This is a genomic window from Paludisphaera rhizosphaerae, assembly GCF_011065895.1.
Taxonomy (GTDB): Bacteria; Planctomycetota; Planctomycetia; order Isosphaerales; family Isosphaeraceae; genus Paludisphaera; species Paludisphaera rhizosphaerae.
In genome coordinates this window covers 89,786-106,665 of the sequence record NZ_JAALCR010000007.1, presented here as the reverse complement: position 1 = coordinate 106,665, position 16,880 = coordinate 89,786, and the positions used below count along the sequence as shown (strand labels likewise).

19 protein-coding genes are annotated in these 16,880 nt (G+C 66.3%); 15 read left to right on the top strand and 4 right to left on the bottom strand.

Annotation, left to right across the window (positions count from 1 at the left end):
• Positions 1-18 precede the first annotated feature (18 nt).
• Entirely contained in the window at positions 19-1,545 is a 1,527-nt protein-coding gene (locus G5C50_RS10860) for a GspE/PulE family protein (RefSeq protein ID WP_165068889.1), read from the bottom strand.
• A gap of 259 nt (positions 1,546-1,804) precedes the next feature.
• Here G5C50_RS10860 and G5C50_RS10855 point away from each other — a divergent pair, with 259 nt between their 5' ends.
• The 4 genes from G5C50_RS10855 to G5C50_RS10845 all read left to right on the top strand — a co-directional run bounded on the left by G5C50_RS10855 (position 1,805) and on the right by G5C50_RS10845 (position 3,806).
• Complete coding sequence (locus G5C50_RS10855) at positions 1,805-2,095, top strand: acyl carrier protein (RefSeq protein WP_165068886.1); 291 nt, start codon at positions 1,805-1,807, stop codon at positions 2,093-2,095.
• 41 nt (positions 2,096-2,136) lie between these two features.
• A complete protein-coding gene (locus G5C50_RS10850) occupies positions 2,137-2,334 on the top strand; it encodes a hypothetical protein (RefSeq protein ID WP_165068883.1) in 198 nt (65 codons plus the stop codon).
• A gap of 84 nt (positions 2,335-2,418) precedes the next feature.
• Complete coding sequence (locus G5C50_RS32930) at positions 2,419-2,544, top strand: hypothetical protein (protein ID WP_255487492.1); 126 nt, start codon at positions 2,419-2,421, stop codon at positions 2,542-2,544.
• A gap of 89 nt (positions 2,545-2,633) precedes the next feature.
• Positions 2,634-3,806 carry a C45 family autoproteolytic acyltransferase/hydolase gene (locus G5C50_RS10845; protein ID WP_255487491.1) on the top strand — a complete coding sequence of 391 codons (1,173 nt, stop codon included), beginning with the start codon at positions 2,634-2,636 and terminating at the stop codon, positions 3,804-3,806.
• A gap of 23 nt (positions 3,807-3,829) precedes the next feature.
• Here the strand turns inward: G5C50_RS10845 and G5C50_RS10840 are convergent, their stop codons facing one another.
• Positions 3,830-4,804: an endonuclease/exonuclease/phosphatase family protein gene (locus G5C50_RS10840; RefSeq protein WP_165068877.1), complete on the bottom strand. Its 975-nt coding sequence runs from the start codon at positions 4,802-4,804 to the stop codon at positions 3,830-3,832.
• Positions 4,805-5,313: 509 nt separating this feature from the next.
• On the opposite strand from G5C50_RS10840, the gene G5C50_RS10835 reads away from it, so the two are divergent.
• The 11 genes from G5C50_RS10835 (at position 5,314) to G5C50_RS10785 (ending at position 14,335) form a co-directional block, all read left to right on the top strand.
• A complete protein-coding gene (locus G5C50_RS10835; protein WP_165068874.1) occupies positions 5,314-6,024 on the top strand; it encodes a PEP-CTERM sorting domain-containing protein in 711 nt (236 codons plus the stop codon).
• 182 nt (positions 6,025-6,206) lie between these two features.
• Complete coding sequence (locus G5C50_RS10830) at positions 6,207-6,722, top strand: hypothetical protein (protein WP_165068872.1); 516 nt, start codon at positions 6,207-6,209, stop codon at positions 6,720-6,722.
• A gap of 164 nt (positions 6,723-6,886) precedes the next feature.
• Positions 6,887-7,699, top strand: coding sequence for a class I SAM-dependent methyltransferase (locus tag G5C50_RS10825; RefSeq protein ID WP_165068869.1), 813 nt, complete (start codon positions 6,887-6,889; stop codon positions 7,697-7,699).
• A gap of 214 nt (positions 7,700-7,913) precedes the next feature.
• Positions 7,914-8,141, top strand: a complete 228-nt coding sequence (locus tag G5C50_RS32250) for a DUF433 domain-containing protein (protein WP_206107644.1) — start codon at positions 7,914-7,916, stop codon at positions 8,139-8,141.
• The gene (locus G5C50_RS10815; protein WP_206107643.1) at positions 8,107-8,511 is read left to right on the top strand and encodes a DUF5615 family PIN-like protein; all 405 of its coding nucleotides are present in this window, start codon (positions 8,107-8,109) and stop codon (positions 8,509-8,511) included. Before G5C50_RS32250 ends, G5C50_RS10815 begins: the two co-directional genes overlap by 35 nt.
• A 103-nt stretch (positions 8,512-8,614) precedes the next feature.
• The gene (locus G5C50_RS10810) at positions 8,615-8,920 is read left to right on the top strand and encodes a YwqG family protein (protein WP_206107642.1); all 306 of its coding nucleotides are present in this window, start codon (positions 8,615-8,617) and stop codon (positions 8,918-8,920) included.
• A gap of 970 nt (positions 8,921-9,890) precedes the next feature.
• On the top strand, positions 9,891-11,021 hold the full coding sequence (locus G5C50_RS10805) for an SGNH/GDSL hydrolase family protein (protein ID WP_165068866.1): 1,131 nt from the start codon (positions 9,891-9,893) through the stop codon (positions 11,019-11,021).
• Positions 11,022-11,163: 142 nt separating this feature from the next.
• Positions 11,164-11,568 carry a HEAT repeat domain-containing protein gene (locus G5C50_RS10800; RefSeq protein WP_165068863.1) on the top strand — a complete coding sequence of 135 codons (405 nt, stop codon included), beginning with the start codon at positions 11,164-11,166 and terminating at the stop codon, positions 11,566-11,568.
• Positions 11,569-11,581: 13 nt separating this feature from the next.
• Positions 11,582-12,463: an ABC transporter permease gene (locus G5C50_RS10795; protein ID WP_165068861.1), complete on the top strand. Its 882-nt coding sequence runs from the start codon at positions 11,582-11,584 to the stop codon at positions 12,461-12,463.
• Positions 12,464-12,520: 57 nt separating this feature from the next.
• Positions 12,521-13,807, top strand: a complete 1,287-nt coding sequence (locus G5C50_RS10790; RefSeq protein ID WP_165068859.1) for an MlaD family protein — start codon at positions 12,521-12,523, stop codon at positions 13,805-13,807.
• Between the two features lie 246 nt (positions 13,808-14,053).
• The gene (locus G5C50_RS10785; protein WP_165068856.1) at positions 14,054-14,335 is read left to right on the top strand and encodes a flagellar biosynthesis anti-sigma factor FlgM; all 282 of its coding nucleotides are present in this window, start codon (positions 14,054-14,056) and stop codon (positions 14,333-14,335) included.
• 149 nt (positions 14,336-14,484) lie between these two features.
• Here the strand turns inward: G5C50_RS10785 and G5C50_RS10780 are convergent, their stop codons facing one another.
• Positions 14,485-14,961 carry a hypothetical protein gene (locus tag G5C50_RS10780; protein WP_165068854.1) on the bottom strand — a complete coding sequence of 159 codons (477 nt, stop codon included), beginning with the start codon at positions 14,959-14,961 and terminating at the stop codon, positions 14,485-14,487.
• Positions 14,962-15,021: 60 nt separating this feature from the next.
• Complete coding sequence (locus tag G5C50_RS10775; RefSeq protein ID WP_206107641.1) at positions 15,022-16,812, bottom strand: porin; 1,791 nt, start codon at positions 16,810-16,812, stop codon at positions 15,022-15,024.
• Between the last annotated feature and the right edge of the window lie 68 nt (positions 16,813-16,880).

Genomic DNA, 16,880 nt, shown 5'->3' with positions numbered 1-16,880 from the left:
ACGCCCGGATCGATCGAGTCAGAACGACACCACGCGGTAGACCTCCTCCACCGTGGTGACGCCCTCAAGAATCTTATCGACCGCGGACTGCTTCAACGTTCGCATTCCCAGGTCGATGGCCACGCGCCGGAGGACGTCGCGGGGGATCTGCTGGAAGATCAGATCGCGCAACTCCTCGCTGACAACCATGATTTCGAAAACGCCGGTCCGGCCGATGTAGCCCGTTTGAAAGCAGGCCGGGCAGCCGGTTCCGCGGTGGAACTGGACCCCCTGGTGCTCATCCGGGTCCAATTCCAGGGAGAGCAGCAGCTTCTCGTCGGGGGTGTAGCAAGTTCGGCAGTTGGGGCAGATTTTGCGGACGAGGCGCTGTGAGACGATAGCGAGGAGGCTGCTGGAGAGCTGATAGCCGGGGATGCCGAAGTTGTAGAGGTTGCTGATGGTGCTGGGGGCGTCTGAGCCGTGCAGGGTGCTGAAGACGAGCACGCCGGTCAGGGCGGCGCGGATGCCGATGCGGGCGGTCTCCTCGTCGCGGATCTCGCCGATCATGACGATGTCCGGGTCCTGGCGGAGCAGGGCGCGGAGGCCTTCGCTGAAGCTCATCTCGCCGGGGCCGCCGCCGACCTGGGTCTGGTTCACGCCCGGCATGCGATGCTCGATCGGGTCCTCGATCGTCATCAGGTTGCGCAGCGGCGAGTTGATGCGCTCCAGCGAGTTGTACAGGGTGGAAGTCTTGCCGGCCCCGACCGGCCCGGCGACGAAGATGGCGCCGTAGGGCTGGGTGATGAGCCGGTCCATGACCTCGGCCTGGCCCTTGGACATCCCCAGGTGGTGGAAGCCGACGACGTCGGTGAGGACCTCGTGGATTCGGATAACGATCTTCTCGCCGTAGATCGTCGGGAAGGTGGCCACGCGAAGGTCGCGCGGCTTGTTGTTGTACATGATCGTGATGCGGCCGTCCTGCGAGTGCCGGCGCTCCACGATGTTCAGGTTGGACATGACCTTGATCCGGCTGAGCGCCGCGGCGGCGACGGTCGATTCGAGGAAGACGATGTCCTGGAGCTGGCCGTCGATCCGGTATCGGATCCGCTGGCCGTTGTCGATCGGGTCGAAGTGGATGTCGGTGGCGCGGCAGTCGATGGCCCGTTCGAGGATCTGGCCGACCAGCTCGGGGACGGAGGCCGTCTGGGAGAGGGCCTGCAGGTCCTTGCGAACGTCGCGCTGGACCTGGTTGCGGTCGGTCAGGACGATGACGGCCTTGGAATCCGACGGGGCCGGCGCGGGCGTCGTCGTGGCGGCGTCGGGAGTGGGCGCGGGGGCGTCGGCGAGGGCGCGCAGGCGTTCGAAGGCGAGCTGGTTGAGCCGCTCGGGGGAGATGAGGTTCTTCTCCAGGATCGCCTGCTTGAAATCGCGGCGGTGCTCCTCGGCGAACCGGCGGGCCTCCTCGATCTCGTCCTGGGTCAAAACGCCGTTCTTGACCAGGACGGCCGCCAGGATCGCGTCCTCGGACGAGGCCGCCGACGCGGGCTGGGCGATGTTCGATTCCATGTCTCAGAGCCCCTCGATACGCCGACCGACCGCCGCGCGAAACGCAGGCAACGACGCCGCAACGCCTTATATCCGCATTGTTTCCCAAGCCGTGAGGCCGCACAAGACGGACGTCCGACGATCTCAAGGCGGCCGAGACGCAGGTCGTCACCTTGTCATCGATGGTCGAGTCGATTCAACTTGAATCGAAAGGCGAGGCAGTCCATCAAGACGAACGACGAGTTGATCGGTCAGATCAGATGCGCTCGGCGAGTCTCCGTTGAATCTCCCCCGCGAGGTGGTGAAAGCGATGGGCCTGGATATCGTTGAACTTGTGATGACCATCGAAGAGGAATTCGACGTCTCCATCCCGAACCACGTGGCTCGGACGCTCGTCCGCCTCGGCGACATCCACGGGTTCGTCGTCAAACTCCTTCAAGAGCGAGGCGAAGCGGTCGACCCGGCCGAGGTCTGGGAGAGGCTCAAGTTGATCGTGCATCGCGAGTTCGCCATCCCGGAGGAGCAGATCGTCCCGGAGGCCCACCTCGTGTACGATCTGGGCCTCGGCTGACGATGAGCTCAGCTTGCAAGACCGATCATCGGGAGGTTGTCGTGGCGGGCATGGTCGATATTGCGATCCCTCTGGTGATCGGCCTTTTCATGGCGCTGCAGCCGCAAGCGTTCTACAAGTCGACCAGTCCCGAAGAGGACGTCGCCAGGACGCGAAAGTTCCGCAACATCGGCTTCCTCCTCATTGGTGTCGCGGGTTTGTATTGCGTCGCCAAATTCCTGACGGGCCTGGCTGCTTAATGACCGAAGGCGGAGGTCGACGGGGAGGCCTGATCGACTGGCTCGCCGGCTTCGGGACTCGAATCCAAGTCAGGAGGCGACGGCATGCGCAGGCATTGGAGGCGACTCGTCGGTTTCGTCCTCGGGCTGATCGAGCAGCTCGGCTCGTCGGTCCGGGAGTTCAAGCAGGGCGTCTGGGGAGGACGGCCGGGCGGGCCGAGGATCTCCTGACCTTACTCGGGACGGGCGTGCTATCATGGGATGACCCAGTGGCCTGACTTCGAGAACTTCCCATCTCGCCCTCCACACCGAGGACATCCGTGCCTCAAATACAGACGCCTTCCCGCGCTCTCGTATGTCAGGGGGATGCATACGACATGGGTCGCGCCCAGGGGACGGCGTTGGGCAAGGAGATCCATCGGGCTTACGAGGATCTTCGGAAGATCGAGGCGTTCTGCCTGAAACGGCCGTGGTGGCTGCCGTTCGGGGCGTTTCGGCGGATTGCCCGGACGAGGGCGGGGCGGGTGTCGTCACCGGCGGTGGCGGCGGGCTCTCCGGGGAACTATCAGCGGACGCTCGGGATCGCGTCGGGGGCTGACGCGCCGGTGGACGGCGTCTGGCTCTTGCAGGCGGTGGAGGGGCTGCTGGGGAGCGTGGACGGGGCCGTCGACGTGCCGCCGCCCGGCGGCTGCTCGGCGCTGGCGATTCGAGGCGCGGCTTCGGCGACGGGTCGGCCGATCATCGCCCACAACTTCGACTACCTGCCCCCCGTTCAGCCGTTCTTCTTCATCCGCGAAAGCCGGCCCGCCCACGGACTGCGCTCGATCGAGTTCACCGTCGCCCCGCTCGCCGGCGCGATCGACGGGGTGAACGAGAAAGGGCTGGCGATCACCTACGACTACTCTCAGACGCTCGCGACGCTCGACCCGGGGCGGGCGGGGCCGACCATCTCGATGCGGATCAGCGAGACCCTGGCCGAGGCCGCGACCGTGTCCGAGGCCGTCGACAAACTCTCGCGGAACTCGCGCTGGGGGAGCGGCCTGCTGATGCTGGCCGACGCGACGGGGGACGTTGCGTCGCTGGAACTGTCGAACACCCGGGCGGAGGTCCGCCGGCCGAACGACGGCGACGACTTCGTCTTCCACGCCAACAACTACGTCTGCCCCGCCACCGCGGCCGTGGAAGTTCCCGTCGAGGGCGTCTACAACGCCAGGGCCCCCCGACCGCTCCGCGGGCGTCGGGTGCTCGATTCGTCGCTGCGCCGGATGTGCCGGTTCGACGAACTCCTCCAGAACGCGGCCGGCCTCTCGTCGGACGACCTGAAACGCATCATGTCCGACCACGACGGCGGCGAGCCCTCCGACGCCACCATCTGCATGCACAGCGACTACTGGATCACCTCCGCCTGCGTCCAGTGCCTGCCCCAGGAACGCACCCTCCGCGTGGCGTTCGGCACGGCCTGCCAGGCGGAGTACACGGACTACACGCTCTGAACCCTGATTCGTGAAGTCCTGGATCAGCGGTCGCCGAAAAGCTGTAACTCCGCGACGACCGCCCGGTGGTCGGAGGGGTAGGGGCTGACGACGACGTCGGCGGACTCTGGCGACTCGCCGATGATCCGGACGGCCTTCACGGCCGCTCCTGGACGCTCAAGACCGCCCACGAAGACGAAGTCGATGCGATCGTGTTTGTCCTTGGGATCCCCGGGCTTGGTCGTCGGCGTCCACGTCAGGCCGCGCGATGCCACCGGATCGGGATGGACGCTCCGGTAGGCGTCGACGAACCCCGCATTCTCGACGGCCCCGGTCGACGGCCATTCCACCTTCAGGGGGCAGAGTTCGGCCCTGGCGGCGGCCTCCGTCCAGTCTCGGTGGGACGGCTCGTTGAAGTCGCCGGTCAGCACGACGGGGAGCTTCTCGGCGGCGACGGCCTTCACCTCGGCCAGCATCTCCGCCACCTGGCTGCCTCGCGAGTCACGGGCCGACTGGACCGCTTCGGCCTCGGTGGTGACGAACGGGGCGTCGCCGTAGGGGATCTTCAGCAACTGGTAGGGCTGGTACGGGCTGTGCGCCAGGTGGACGTTGAAGGCGTAAATCCGCCGCCCCGAGGGAAGCGCCAACTTCACGCCCCACTTCTTCGGCGTGGGGGCGACGATCTCGAACCGACTGATGATCCCCGTCCGGCCCCCCTGGTCGAAGTAGTGCCATCCCAGCCGCCTCGCGATCTCGGCCGCTCGATCGGGACGCGGTTCGTCCCTGGGAGCGATCCCGCCCGTTTCCTGTAATCCCACGACGTCGGCCTGCGACTGCTTGATGACCTCGATCGTCCGGTCGAGCGGCTGCTTCCCCGCATCGCCGCCGTGCCAGAGATTGAAACTCAGCACCCGGACGGCGTCAGCAGCCTCCTGCGCCTGGGCGACCCTGACGGGCAGACCGAGCCAGGCGAGGGCGAGAACCAAGGGGACGGCGATGAGACGGAGGGACGGCTTCATGGATCAATTCCTGACTCGGCGATGGCTCATGCGACGCGATCACCGGTCGATTCTATCCGGGTCTACCACCTGTCACGCGACATCAAGTTTGTCCGCACGACGCGACACGTGGTTGTCCGCTGAGTGGGAAGAGCAGATGCAGGCCGCCGATGGGCCGGGATGGACTCCGGTGGGAGCCATCGAGAGAAGGAGAGCGAAGATCGATGAGGACCTCCTCTCGATCGGTGTCCATCCGGTTCATCGGTGGCCGTTTCCGGCCGGAGTAGCGGGCTGCGAGCGACCTCCGGGATTCTCCGGAGCGATGACAGTGTCCCTTACGGACAAACTCAGCTCCAGCGCCGGGAGATTGTGATGGTTTATTCAGTTGAAACAGGTATGTCAGTTTGTGCGGTTAAAAGTGTGGATCGGGCCTCTCGGGGATGCTACCCTGTGGGCGTCCCTCCAAGCAGGGGTGGGGTCGAGATACCTTTCCAAGAATCGACTCCGGATGCCACACAGGATGTTTTGTCATGCGGAATTGGATGGCAGGGCGATGCGTCGTGCTCGCGGCGGTGGTTCTGGGTGTTGGCGGGAGGGCTTCTGCCGAACTGGTGACGTTCAACTTCTCGGGGACGATTACGGTCGTCAACGACGTCAATGGGAACTTCGGCGGCGGGGTTCGGGTCGGTGATGCGTTTACGGGTACGCTGGTTTACGACACCGCGACCATCGACGGTTTGAGCGACCCGGGGATGGGGCGTTATCTCTACGCGAATCGGCTCACGAACACCCCCTTCGTGGCCCCGCTGGGGCTTACGGTCCACGTGGGCTCGCTGACGTTCCAGCCGAGCTATGCGACGTCGGCCTTCACCGTTTGGACGGCTGACAACCAACCGACCTCGATCCCCGGCGTTAACGGAGATGGGATCGAAGCGGATCAACCCACGAGCCTGGACGGCGCGACGACGATCCCCGGTCTGACGATCCTTTCCTTGCTCGACCGATCCCAGAAGGCGCTTTCGAGCGACGCCTTGCCGCTCGGTTTGAAGGGTCCGGAGTTCACCGACGGACTGTTTCGCGTGACCGTGTTCGGACCCGGATCGACCGAAGTCGTCGCCCTGGAAGGAAGCCTCAACCTCGGAGACGCCGCCGTCCCGGAACCGGCTTCGATCGTGCTGCTGGGCTGCGGCGGACTCGGCGTGCTGGCCTGCCAGCGTCGACGACGACGCTCGGCAGCGTGACCGAGGTGTGACGGCCCTGAAGAGCCCCGCGCGGCCGAGTCGCCAATCTCGGCTGCGTTGCGGGCCTGCAAACGCCGATCGCATGAATCGGCGAATCGGGCGCACAATTCGTCCTGGAGGCGGAATTGCGATCCAGCGTTGATGGATCGGTCTATCATTATGCGTGTGGAGGCGGTCTGAGGATGGAACGACTTGACCTGCGGCAGGATTTCTCCGATGTCTACGCCTTCGTTGCTGACCGCGTGAAGTCTTTCGATCCAGAGGCCAATCCCGGCCCAGGCGAGGGGAAACGGGTGTCGAGGATCGACGTCGGCTTCGGGCTGTATGATAGCGGTTGGATGTGCCTCGTCTTCGACACCCGCCGTGATCCCGAGCCGGATGGCGACTGGAACGAGTTCATCGAGGACACCGTCCTGGAGCGGCCCGAATGGGCCAGGACGTATGAGGTGGTCGAGGCGGGGGGGACGCTCGCCCTGATCCTCCCAGACGGCACGCCTCGCGAACTGTCCTCCGGCGATACAGCTTCCCTGGTCGCTGTTCTCGGCGACATGCTCCGCGGGGTTTTGCTCAAGGCCCGCAAGGATGGGATCTTCGCGGCGCTTCCCAAGGCGTCGAATTGCGAGCTTGGCGTCGAGGAGCAAGAAGGGTCGTACGGCTGGCCAGAGTACGAACGGCGCGGGGCTGAGAATCTCGCGTGATCTCATGCCACGGATCTGTAGGTTGGGGCTGATGGAAGTCGTCGCATTCTCGAAAGACGGCTCTCGATCCGAATGCGTGGCTCGATCGCCAAGGTCGCCGACGGCCTTCGAGCCCAAAGCAAATCGCTGCCGGCGCGGCCCGGACTTTGATCGGAGATCGTGGCTTGAAGCGCCTGCATCTCGTGGAGTTGGAAGACCTCTCCTGGTGGCCCAGGCTCTTCCGCGACGCCGCCACCGATTACCTCGTGACCGCGATCCGCCAGGCGAGGCTCTACGACGCGATGGCCCCCATCCTGGCCTCTGCGATGAGGCGGAGCGGCGCTCATCAGATCACCGACCTCTGCTCCGGCGGCGGCGGGCCCTGGCCCACGCTCCTGCCGGCGCTTCGGGCGGCCGGAATGGACGCGTCGGTGCGATTGACCGATAAGTATCCGAATGTCGAGGCGCTCTCCACCCTTTCCACGTCGACGCCTGGCCTGAGCTTCGAGCCGTCGCCGGTCGACGCCGCCTCCGTCCCGCCGAACCTGTCCGGCTTCCGCACTCTCTTTACCGCCTTTCACCATTTCCGGGACGACGACGCCCACGACCTCCTGGCGGCGGCCGTCCGCGATCGCCGGGGGATTGCGATCGTGGAGCCGTCCAGTCGGACCTGGCCCGCGCTCGCCGTCCAGGCGCTTGTGCCGCTGGGGGTGCTGATCCTCACGCCGAAGGTCCGGCCGTTCCGCTGGTCCCGCCTGTTCTGGACGTACGTGGTCCCGGTCCTGCCGCTCGCCATCCTCTTCGACGGCGTCGTCTCGACGCTCCGGATGCGGACCCCGGCCGAACTGCTGGAACTGGCGCGAGAAGCCGCCCCCGAGTCTTATTCCTGGGAGTCTGGCGTCGTCTCTTCCCCCGGATCGCCGCTGCCGATTCCGTACCTGATCGGCGTTCCCAGGGTGGAACAGGGGCAGGCTGGATTGATGGTCTCTTCAGCTTGATCTCAGGCATTGCAGAGAGTTTCTTTCGCAGCGGTCGCCCATGGCGCGGCGGCGCGGAGGGGCTTCCGGTAGGTGGGTCGAGACCCAGCCTACTCGACTTGGTATTCTGGGCCGGGGCGGGGCCTGGCTGAAGCGGCGGGCTACCGGCTCCCGATCAGCGGCCGGGACGACTGATTGCGCGCTTCAGCGGACAAGGATCGGTGAGGAGGGCGCCGTGAATCTGGGACGAATCACTCATGATCCTAAGGTGATGGGCGGCAAGCCGTGCATCCGGGGGCTGCGCGTGACGGTCGGGACGATCGTCGGCCTGCTGGCTTCGGGTGAGTCGCGGGAGCGGATTTTCCGGGCGTATCCCTATCTCGAACCGGCCGACCTGGACGAGGCTCTGGCTTACGCGGCCTGGCGGCTTGAGGAACGGGAGGAGGAGTTGGTGGTCGGATGAGCCTCCGGATCGTCGTGGACATGAACCTGTCGGTCGAGTCGAGTGGGGGCCGCTGCTGACTCAGGCGGGCTGGCCCGCCGTCCATTGGGCGGAGGTCGGCGATCCGCGCGCCGACGACTCGACGATCATGGCATGGGCGCTGGCCGAGAGCCGCGTCGTGCTGACTCACGACCTCGACTTCGGCACCGCCCTGGCCCTGACTCACGCCGGGGGGCCGAGTGTTCTCCAGGTGCGGGGGCGGCGAGTCCTTCCCGAGCATATCGGGGCGATCGTTCTTGCGGCTCTGACGCGTTACGAAGCCGAGTTGTCGGCCGGGGCGTTGGTGGTCGTTGAGGAATCCCGAAGTCGTGTGCGCATCCTTCCCCTTTGAGTCGCGGCCCGGTCCGGTCCACAAAGCGGAATCTGATCGTACGAACGTTTGATTCGGCGGGGAAAGACCGTCGAGTTTGGTCCGAGGAATGGAGGACGTGCCGATGAGCGACCGCGAGCCAATCCCCGAGATTCCGCTGCGGATGGCCCCCGAATCGTCCAAGGCCAAGGCTCTCGTGGACGGCAGCTACGGCCATCAGGAGGCCGGCGATCGGCACAAGCTCGGCGGCGATCCCGACTGGATCCAGGGCGACGAGACGCCGGAATGCCCGGAATGCGGCGAGCCGATGGAACTCTACGGCCAACTCGACCACCTCGGCAGCGTCGAGGGTCTCAAGGACGGCGGCATGATCTACGTGTTCCTTTGCCGGAAATGCTACATCACCGAGTCGGTCTTGCAGTTCCACTGATGGGTACTCAGGGGGCGTCGATCCAGACGCCATACCTGACATCCGTCTTCAAAAGCCGCGACGGACTGGCGCGGTTGAAGCGGCTGTGACGTCCGACGGACGGTCGAATGCGATTTGGTCGTAAACTCTGAAGTAGAGGGAGTCGCCGTTCCTGCGCTCTTTGGCATCTCGGTTGGATTGCGGGCTCACCGTGCGAGGGTGAAAGCCGACGATTTTCGCCCAACTCCACGAGCACCCGCCGGAAACCGTTTCTGGATTGAGGGTTGGAGTCGGGTGTCAGGTCCACGCTTGGGTAGCCATGAACCGCCGAGGGCGAGTGCGTGACCTTCGCCCTTCGCATGGCCACGCAAGCGTGGCCATGGCACCCAGAGTTGTCTTTTCCTGGTGATGTTGGGCGAGGGATGTCCGAAGAACGCGCGAACGAAGCCGACTCGGGTCGGCTGCGCGGCCGTCGCCGATCGCATGGCCACGCTTGCGTGGGCATGCCCCCCGAGGCTGATCGTTCAACAGCGAAGATTGGTGCTGCGACTCGCTGTTTTCGTCAAACGAAGCCAACTTCTTGGTTCGGCGCAAGTCGTGATTGTGGATTTGGTTGTGGTTGTCGAATCGGCTCTGAATCGGTGGCGAACGAACCCGATTCGGAGCCAGGTCGAGGGCGAGCGGCGAGGAGACGCAGGATGAGCCGCCTTGATCGAGCTTCTCGAGATGCGGAGTGAGTCGTCTCGCAAGATCGCGCGAACGAAGCGGCCGGGTTGTCGGATGCAGGGTTCTTGGTGCAAAGGAGTTAGGTGCGATTTTGGGTCTGGTTGTCGCAGCGAACGGAGCCAAAATCGAAGCCGATCCCAGCGCCGTCGGGAAGGTCGGTCCGGCTGGACGAGGGGGGGGATTTGAGGTATTGGGAGGCGTCGCCGGCGGCCGCTCTCTGTCACGTCCTGGGCCGGGGCGGCGCCGTCGATCATAGGGACTCGTCATGACCAAGCCCGCGCAAGGCCACGGGGCCGGGATGTCGTCCGCAAAGGGGAGAGCGGACGCTCTGTCGTTCGTCGCCTGTCTCGTCATCCTGGCGGCTTCGGCCTTCGGGCGCGAGAACGACTGGGTCCGCGCTGCGCAGGGGAAGACCCGGCTCGGCCGCGAGCTGGGGGCGATGCAGACCCGGGGCTATTACGAGGCCCTCATCGACGCCAACCGCGACGCCGACCCCGACGCTCCGCCCCCCGGCTGGGTCCCCTTCGGAGCGTCCGGGATCGCCCAGCCGACCGAGGATTACATCCATCTCAGGCTGCGGCCGAACGCGGACCTCGTCTGGAACGGGGCCCGGTTTCGGACGAACTCGAAAGGGTATCGGACTCCGGAGGTCGCCCTCCCCAAGCCGCACCACGTCTACCGGATCGTCTTCTTCGGGTCGTCGAACACGATGGGCCACGGCGTCGGCGACGATGAGGCGTACCCCCGGCTGATGGAGCCCTGGCTCGACGGGGCGACCGACCCGGCGACCCGCGTGGAGGTCGTCAACCTCTCGGTCTCGGGCGATTCGCCCTCGCGGCGGCTGTCCCGGATGGTCGACGAGGCGGCCGGGTATCAACCCGACTGGATCCTCTGCGACGCCACGGTCCTCGACCCGGCGCTGGAGGAGATGCACCTGGAAGCGATCGTCCGGGCCGAGCCCCGGCCGGAGATCCCGCCGGTGCTCGACTACGTCCGCCAGGCCCTCGACCGCTGCGGGGCCTCGCCGACGGATCCGCCGGACGTCCTTCGCGGCAAGCTCCAGGGCCAGGCCGAGTCGATCCTTCAAGGCGGCTATCGGGGATGGGCCGAGTTCGCCCAGAGCGCCGGGGTTCCGATGACGATCGTCATGATCCCCCGGGCCGACGCCAAGCTCGCCAGCCCGGCCGTTGAGAAGGTGATGAGGTCGGCGGTGCTGGCGAACGGCCTGGACGTGATCGACCTGAGCCACGCCTTTCAGAGCCTGTCGGTCGACGAGTTCCGGGTCTCTCCCTGGGACAAGCATCCCAGCGTGAAGGGCCATCGGGCCATCTTCGAGGCCTTCCGCGAGGCGATGCTCGTCCGCGGGAAGCTGCCGGGGCTGGAACTCCTCAGGTGAGGCCGGGGCAGGAAGGTCGTTTGGGATTGCCGGGCTTATCGACTTCGACTAAAGTCCGCGACGATCCGGGACGACCGCGACGCGCGTCGGCGTCGAGGCGTCGTCCCCGGGAACGCTGTTCATGGAAGAGCAGTGCCCAAGGATGAGACGATCGCTCGGGACGGCCGCGCTGATCCTGTTGCTGGCCCAGTCGCAGGGATGCGGGATGGCCAAGCCGCGGAACTTCCGCAAAATCGAGCATCCCGCGCCGATGGTCCGCGCCCGGGCGTTGAGCCTGGGCGACCGCCGGCCCGGGGCGCAGGTGATTCCGGCCCTGGTCGGCCGCCTGGACGACCCGGATCCGGTCGTCCGTCTGGCGGCCCACGAGGAGCTGAAGAAGCGGACCGGCCAGGACTTCGGCTACGTTCCCTGGGAAGAGGCTCCGGAGCGTCAGCCGGCCGTCGAACGCTGGCAGAACTGGCTGGCGGGGAAGTCGCCGGCCGGGCCGACGGCCACTCCCCAGCATCAGCCGACCACCCAGGTCCGCCGGACCATTCCCAGGTCATGAGAGGGACGCGACGATGAGCACCAGCACGAGCGCGAATACAGGCGGACGCGCCCCGGAAATCCCCGGGCTGCTCGCCCCGATCGCGTGGGTCGGCGGGCTGGTCGTCGGGGCCCTGACGTACCTGGGCGCCACGGCGATGGTGACGGCCTCGGCCGCCGGGGCGATCGTCGCCGGCCGCGACGACGAGGAGGGCGAAACCCTCCGCCATGCGGCGACGCATGAGCTTTCATGGATGCTCTGCGCGGGGTTCCCGCTGGTGGGGCTGGTCCATGTGGCGATGGGCTCGTTCCTGTCGATGCAGGCGTACTTCGGCAGCACGTTCGTCGACGGCACCGGCGCCGTGGTGGGAGTGGGCCTGCTGCGGAACCTGGCCTCGATGATGACCGGCCTGACGCTCGCCGGGCTGCTCCCCGGCCGAATCGTCCCCGAACTGAGGCGCCTCCGCCGGGACGCCGCCGACCCGTCGGCCCTCCGCGGCGGCCGGCTGGCCGCGGCCCGGATGATGGCCGCGGTCGCGGCGACGCCCTTGCTGTCGCTCTGGGGATGCGTCGTCGGGACGGTCGTGGGCTGGAAGTCGTCGGAGGCCCTGATGGGGCTCTCGACGGACATGTACTTCCTGATGCTCGTCCGAATGCTCTGGTATCGCGACGTCGTCGGCGTGGTGGTCAAGGGGGTGCTCTTCGGCCTGGCGATCGCCGCCCCGGCCTGCGCTGAGGGCCTCCGACGCGACGATCATCCCGAGGCCGATCCGATCGCCGCGACCTCGTCGGCCGTCGTTCGGGCGGCCTGCCTGGGGATGGCGGCGATCCTGCTGCTGAATATGACCTGGTTCCTGTTCGTCTACCACGCGGTCCCGGTCTACGGGCCCTCGCTGTTGCAACCGCCGACCCCGTGACGGGGCCGGGCCTCTTCGCCTTCGGGCGAAAGGGCCGCGGCGCCGGGAGGGAGCCCGATGCGTCCACGATCGTCGATGAGGGAAGTCTGGATCGGCCTGCTGGTGCTCGCGGCCCTGGCCGGGGTGGTGGTGCTCGCCGGCCTGGCCAGCGACGGCCCCGGGTTCCTGGCCCGGCAGGCGGTGTTCGACGTCGTCTTCCGAGACGGCCAGGGGATCCGCATCGGCAGCCCGGTCCGGATCGCCGGCCTCGACGCCGGCAACGTCGTGGACCTCTCGCTGGTGGAGGTCGAGGGGACGCTGCGGGCCCGCGTGCGGCTCTCCATGCCGGAGAAGCTGCTGAAGAAGCTCCGCCAGGACGTGAAGGTGACCATCGCGCCGGGGCTGACGGGGATGAGCCACGTCAACGTGGTCTCCTCGGGCTCGTCCGAGGTCGCTCTCGTCTCCGGGCAGACGATCACGGGCGTCGAGTCGTCGTTCTTCGACCCGATCATCGAGCAGGTCGGCCTGGGCCCGCAGGAGCGGAACCACCTCAGCCACACGATCGGCGAGATCCGCCAGACGGTCGACGCCGTCGGCCCCCGGCTCCGGCAGATCCTGGCCTCGTTCGAGGACGCCTCCAGCAACGTCAAGGACATGAGCGACGCCCTTCGCCCGGCCATCGAGACGACCGTTGGGAACGTCGAGGAGCTGGCCAAGCGGATCGGCGGAACCTCGCCGAGGATCGAGGCGGCCGTCACCCGGCTCGACGTCATCACCCGCCTGGTCGAGCTGATCCTCAGCGACAACCGCGACAACATCCGCCTGACCATCGGCTCGGCGAAGGACGCCGTCGGCTCGGTCAAGGACGTACTGTCCGTCCACCGGCCGAGGATCGACCGGACCATCGAGCAGGTCGACATGCTGGCCGCTCGCGGCAACCGCGTGGCCTACCAGGCCGAGCTGCTGACCGCCCAGGGGGTCCAGATCGTCACCGACGGCAAGGCCGACATCGAACGGTCGATCTCCAACATCCGCGACGCCACCGACTGGGCCGACAAGCTCGTCCAGAAGATCTACACCAACCCCTTCGTCCTCAGCCCGTTCTACAAGCCGTCGAACGAGGACCTGCGGGTGCAGGCGGTTTACGACACGGCCCAGGTCTTCAGCAAGGGGGCCGAGGAGCTGCATGACGCCGCCAAGACCCTGGACGTCCTGCTCGCCCGCGCTTCAACCCCCGACCAGCAGCAGGAGGTCCAGAAGCTCCAGGCGAGAGTCCAGTCCCTCACCCAGGGGCTGGCCCAGACCTCGCAGGCCCTGGCTGAGGGACTCAAGTCCCCGGCGCAGCAAGGGCGAATCCGGCGCTGATTGGGTCCTGGCGGGAGGTTTTTTCCGGTTTTGACTCAACTGGCGGGGGCCAGGGGTCCGATACTGAAACCATCGACGTTCGACCTCGGACGTCAATGCAGTGGACGAAGACCGGAGCTGAGAACCCCGGCTGACCGTCAGTCGGCTCGCTCTTCTGAAGAAGACTCTCAGCCGTCCGAATCGAACGGCACCCTGATCCGCTGAAGGCCAGGCCTTCGGCCACGGCACCCCATAAGGAGGCGAACGATGGAAATCTTCGGCGCAGGGGGCGCGCAAGGCCCTCAACCCATTTACCCGCGGCTGGCCTCGTTCAGCGTGGACGCCGGCGAAACCGTCCATGCTGGGGCTCCTCGCGACCAGGTCGAGATCTCGCCCCTGGGCCAGATGCTCGACGGCATCAGCCGTCTTCCTGAGATCCGTCACGAACGGGTCGAAGAGATCCGCCGCCAGATCGCCGAGGGGACTTACGACACCCCTGAACGGCTTGAGCTGGCCCTCGACCGGATGCTCTCCGAGTTCCTCGGCTGATCCCACCCAGATAAAAGCGTAACGACCAGGCTGTTCCCGGGCGCACCTTGCAAGGCGCGTCCGGGACGGCCTGTTGCCGTTTCGAATGCGCCCGGTCCGAGTCCCTCCACGGTCGAGCCAGGGCGGGTAGGGGACTCGGCAATCGTCGGTCAGTGCTCGCCCCGGCAGCCGAGGCCGTGCAACCGACAGCTCGCGGGGGGCGGCGCTGGCGCAAGCGAGCCTTCGTAGGTCGTCTCCTGCTTCTCCTCCGTGACCTTGGTCTTCACGAGGTCCCGCTTGACGACCGCCTTCACGACGGGCTCGCAGCCCTGATGATGTCCGTGGAGATGGAACACGCATCTGAGGCAGGAACAGCGCTCCTTCGGATAGCAGACGACCCTGGACTTCGAGGCGTAGTTGTACGCCGTGGTCGTGGTGGTGGACTGCACGGCGACGCACGTCGCGCAGGCGGGCTCATGCCGGTGGTGAACCAGGCAGCGATGGCCGGCGAGGGGAGGGGCTTCCGCCGTGACCAGGGGCGTGACGGGCTTGGAGTCGGTCGGAGCCTGGCCGAAAGCTCCCGCGCCCGGCAGGGTCAGAAGGCCGAGCGCCGCGAAGGCCGACGGCGCAAGAGACGATCGCTTCATGGTTCCTTCCCTTGGAGGTCGAGTGGGCGATGAAGGCGGGGCGGGGCGCCCATGGGGGTGTTAGAAGTCGTAGTGGAAGCGGAGGCCGAGTCCGTCGAAGCTTCCGCTCGCGCTGCGGAGCACCGAGTTGATCTGGGTGTGGACGTAGTTGACCTGCATGTTCGCCTGGGGGTTGATGTACCAGGCGACGCCGAGCGTCACGTCATTCTCGACGCCGGCCCGCGCCCCGGCCTTGGCCGTCAGAACCGGGTCTCCGGACACCAGGTCCAGATAGCTGAATCTCGCAAGCAGTTGGACCGCGCCTCGGCCGGTGCTGAGCTTCCCGTCCGGGCCTCTCATGCACCAGGCGTTTTCGAGGGGGACCGTCCGGTCCCAGCTCCCTTGCTTCTTGTTGTATCGGCGGTAGTCGCCCCGGGTGAGGAAGTAGCCCGACTCCACATAGAAGCCGTGATAGTCGAGCCTCCCCACGGGGCCGGAGAGGACGGAGTTAGCCGTCATCCCGGTGTAGGCCGAGGGGGCGAACGACCAAAGGTACTCACCCGAGAGCGAGAACCGCCCCAGGATCATCGCGATCTCCGGGTTCAGGTAATACTCGCCGTACGGGGAGTAGAAGGTGCCGGTCTGCATGACGTTGGGGAGGTCGGTCTTGGTGGCGCCCGCGCGCACCAGGGCTCGGTCGCCGGGCGACGAGCTGTGGTTGTCCAGCGTGCGCTCCATGACCGTCATGCCGAGGTGGATCAGCTTGCGGCCGCCGTCCTCGTAGATGGGGAGGCCGGTGCTCCGGATGGCGAAGGCGTACTCACCGTCTCCGGCTCCCGCGCCGAACGGGTTGATCGTCGTGCTCCCCGAGCGGAAGAGGGCCGACGAGAGCGTGACACGATCATGCAGATAGGTGTTGAAGAAGTTGATGCCGTTGACGTAGTCGAATCGGTTCACGAACGCGTCGAACTGCGGCGACCGTTCCATGTAGTAGACGAAGTTCGAGCTGGTCATGTGCTCCAGGCTGATCGGAGCCAGGAAGTGGCCGACCCGGACGTTCCCGAGTACGGGGATCTCGCGGAAGGTTAGGTTCGAATCGGTGATGCCGACCGCTCCGACCGTGGTGGCCGCGGCGCTCTGGTTGGAGAAGTCCTGAAGGTTGGCGAAGTTGACCTCGAAGACGAAGTCGACCCAGTCGTAGAGCCGGCCGTCGGTTCGTAGACGCATACGCCGGAACGAGCTGCCGTCCGCCAATCGCGTCGCGTTGTCGCTGCCGAATCGCATGTTCTTGGCGGTCGGCTGATACCAGACGTTGTCGAAATCGACGCGACCGCCGACGTGGAGCGAGAACGCGTCATCCTCGGACCGGAACTGGAGCCCGTTGTTCCACTCCCCGCTCATCTTCTTCTGCTTGCCGACGACGAATTCCGTGGGCGCCTTGGTTGGGGCGTCGGCCTTCGGCGGCTCTCCTCCGGCGTCGGGCTTCTTGGCGACGACTCCCGGCTTTTTCGAGGGCTCGACGACCTTGCCGTCCATGTAATCGCTGAACGATCCGTCTTCACGCGTTCCGGCGGCTGGTGCTGGTTCGACGTCCTTGTCCTCGATGGCCGCCGGCAGATGGGGCTCGCGGTTCTTCTCGATGGCGTTCAGGCGATCCTGAAGCTCCTGCACTTGCCGCCTGAGCTGTTCGTCGGGGTTCTCGGCCTCTCCCGACTTCTCCAGCTTGTTTCGAAGATCCTTGTTTTGCTCTTCGAGCGTGTCGATCCGCTTCATGAGCTCCTTCAGGACGTCCGCGGTCGACGGCTCTTCGCCTCCGACGGCGCCTTCGAACGCCAGGAGCAACAAGGGGATGGCCGCAAGCGTTCGGAGCAAGCCCGGCCGCATTCTAGGTCCCCTGCGGAGATGACATGAGGTCGAGGCCGCCCCGCGCTTGCAAGTCG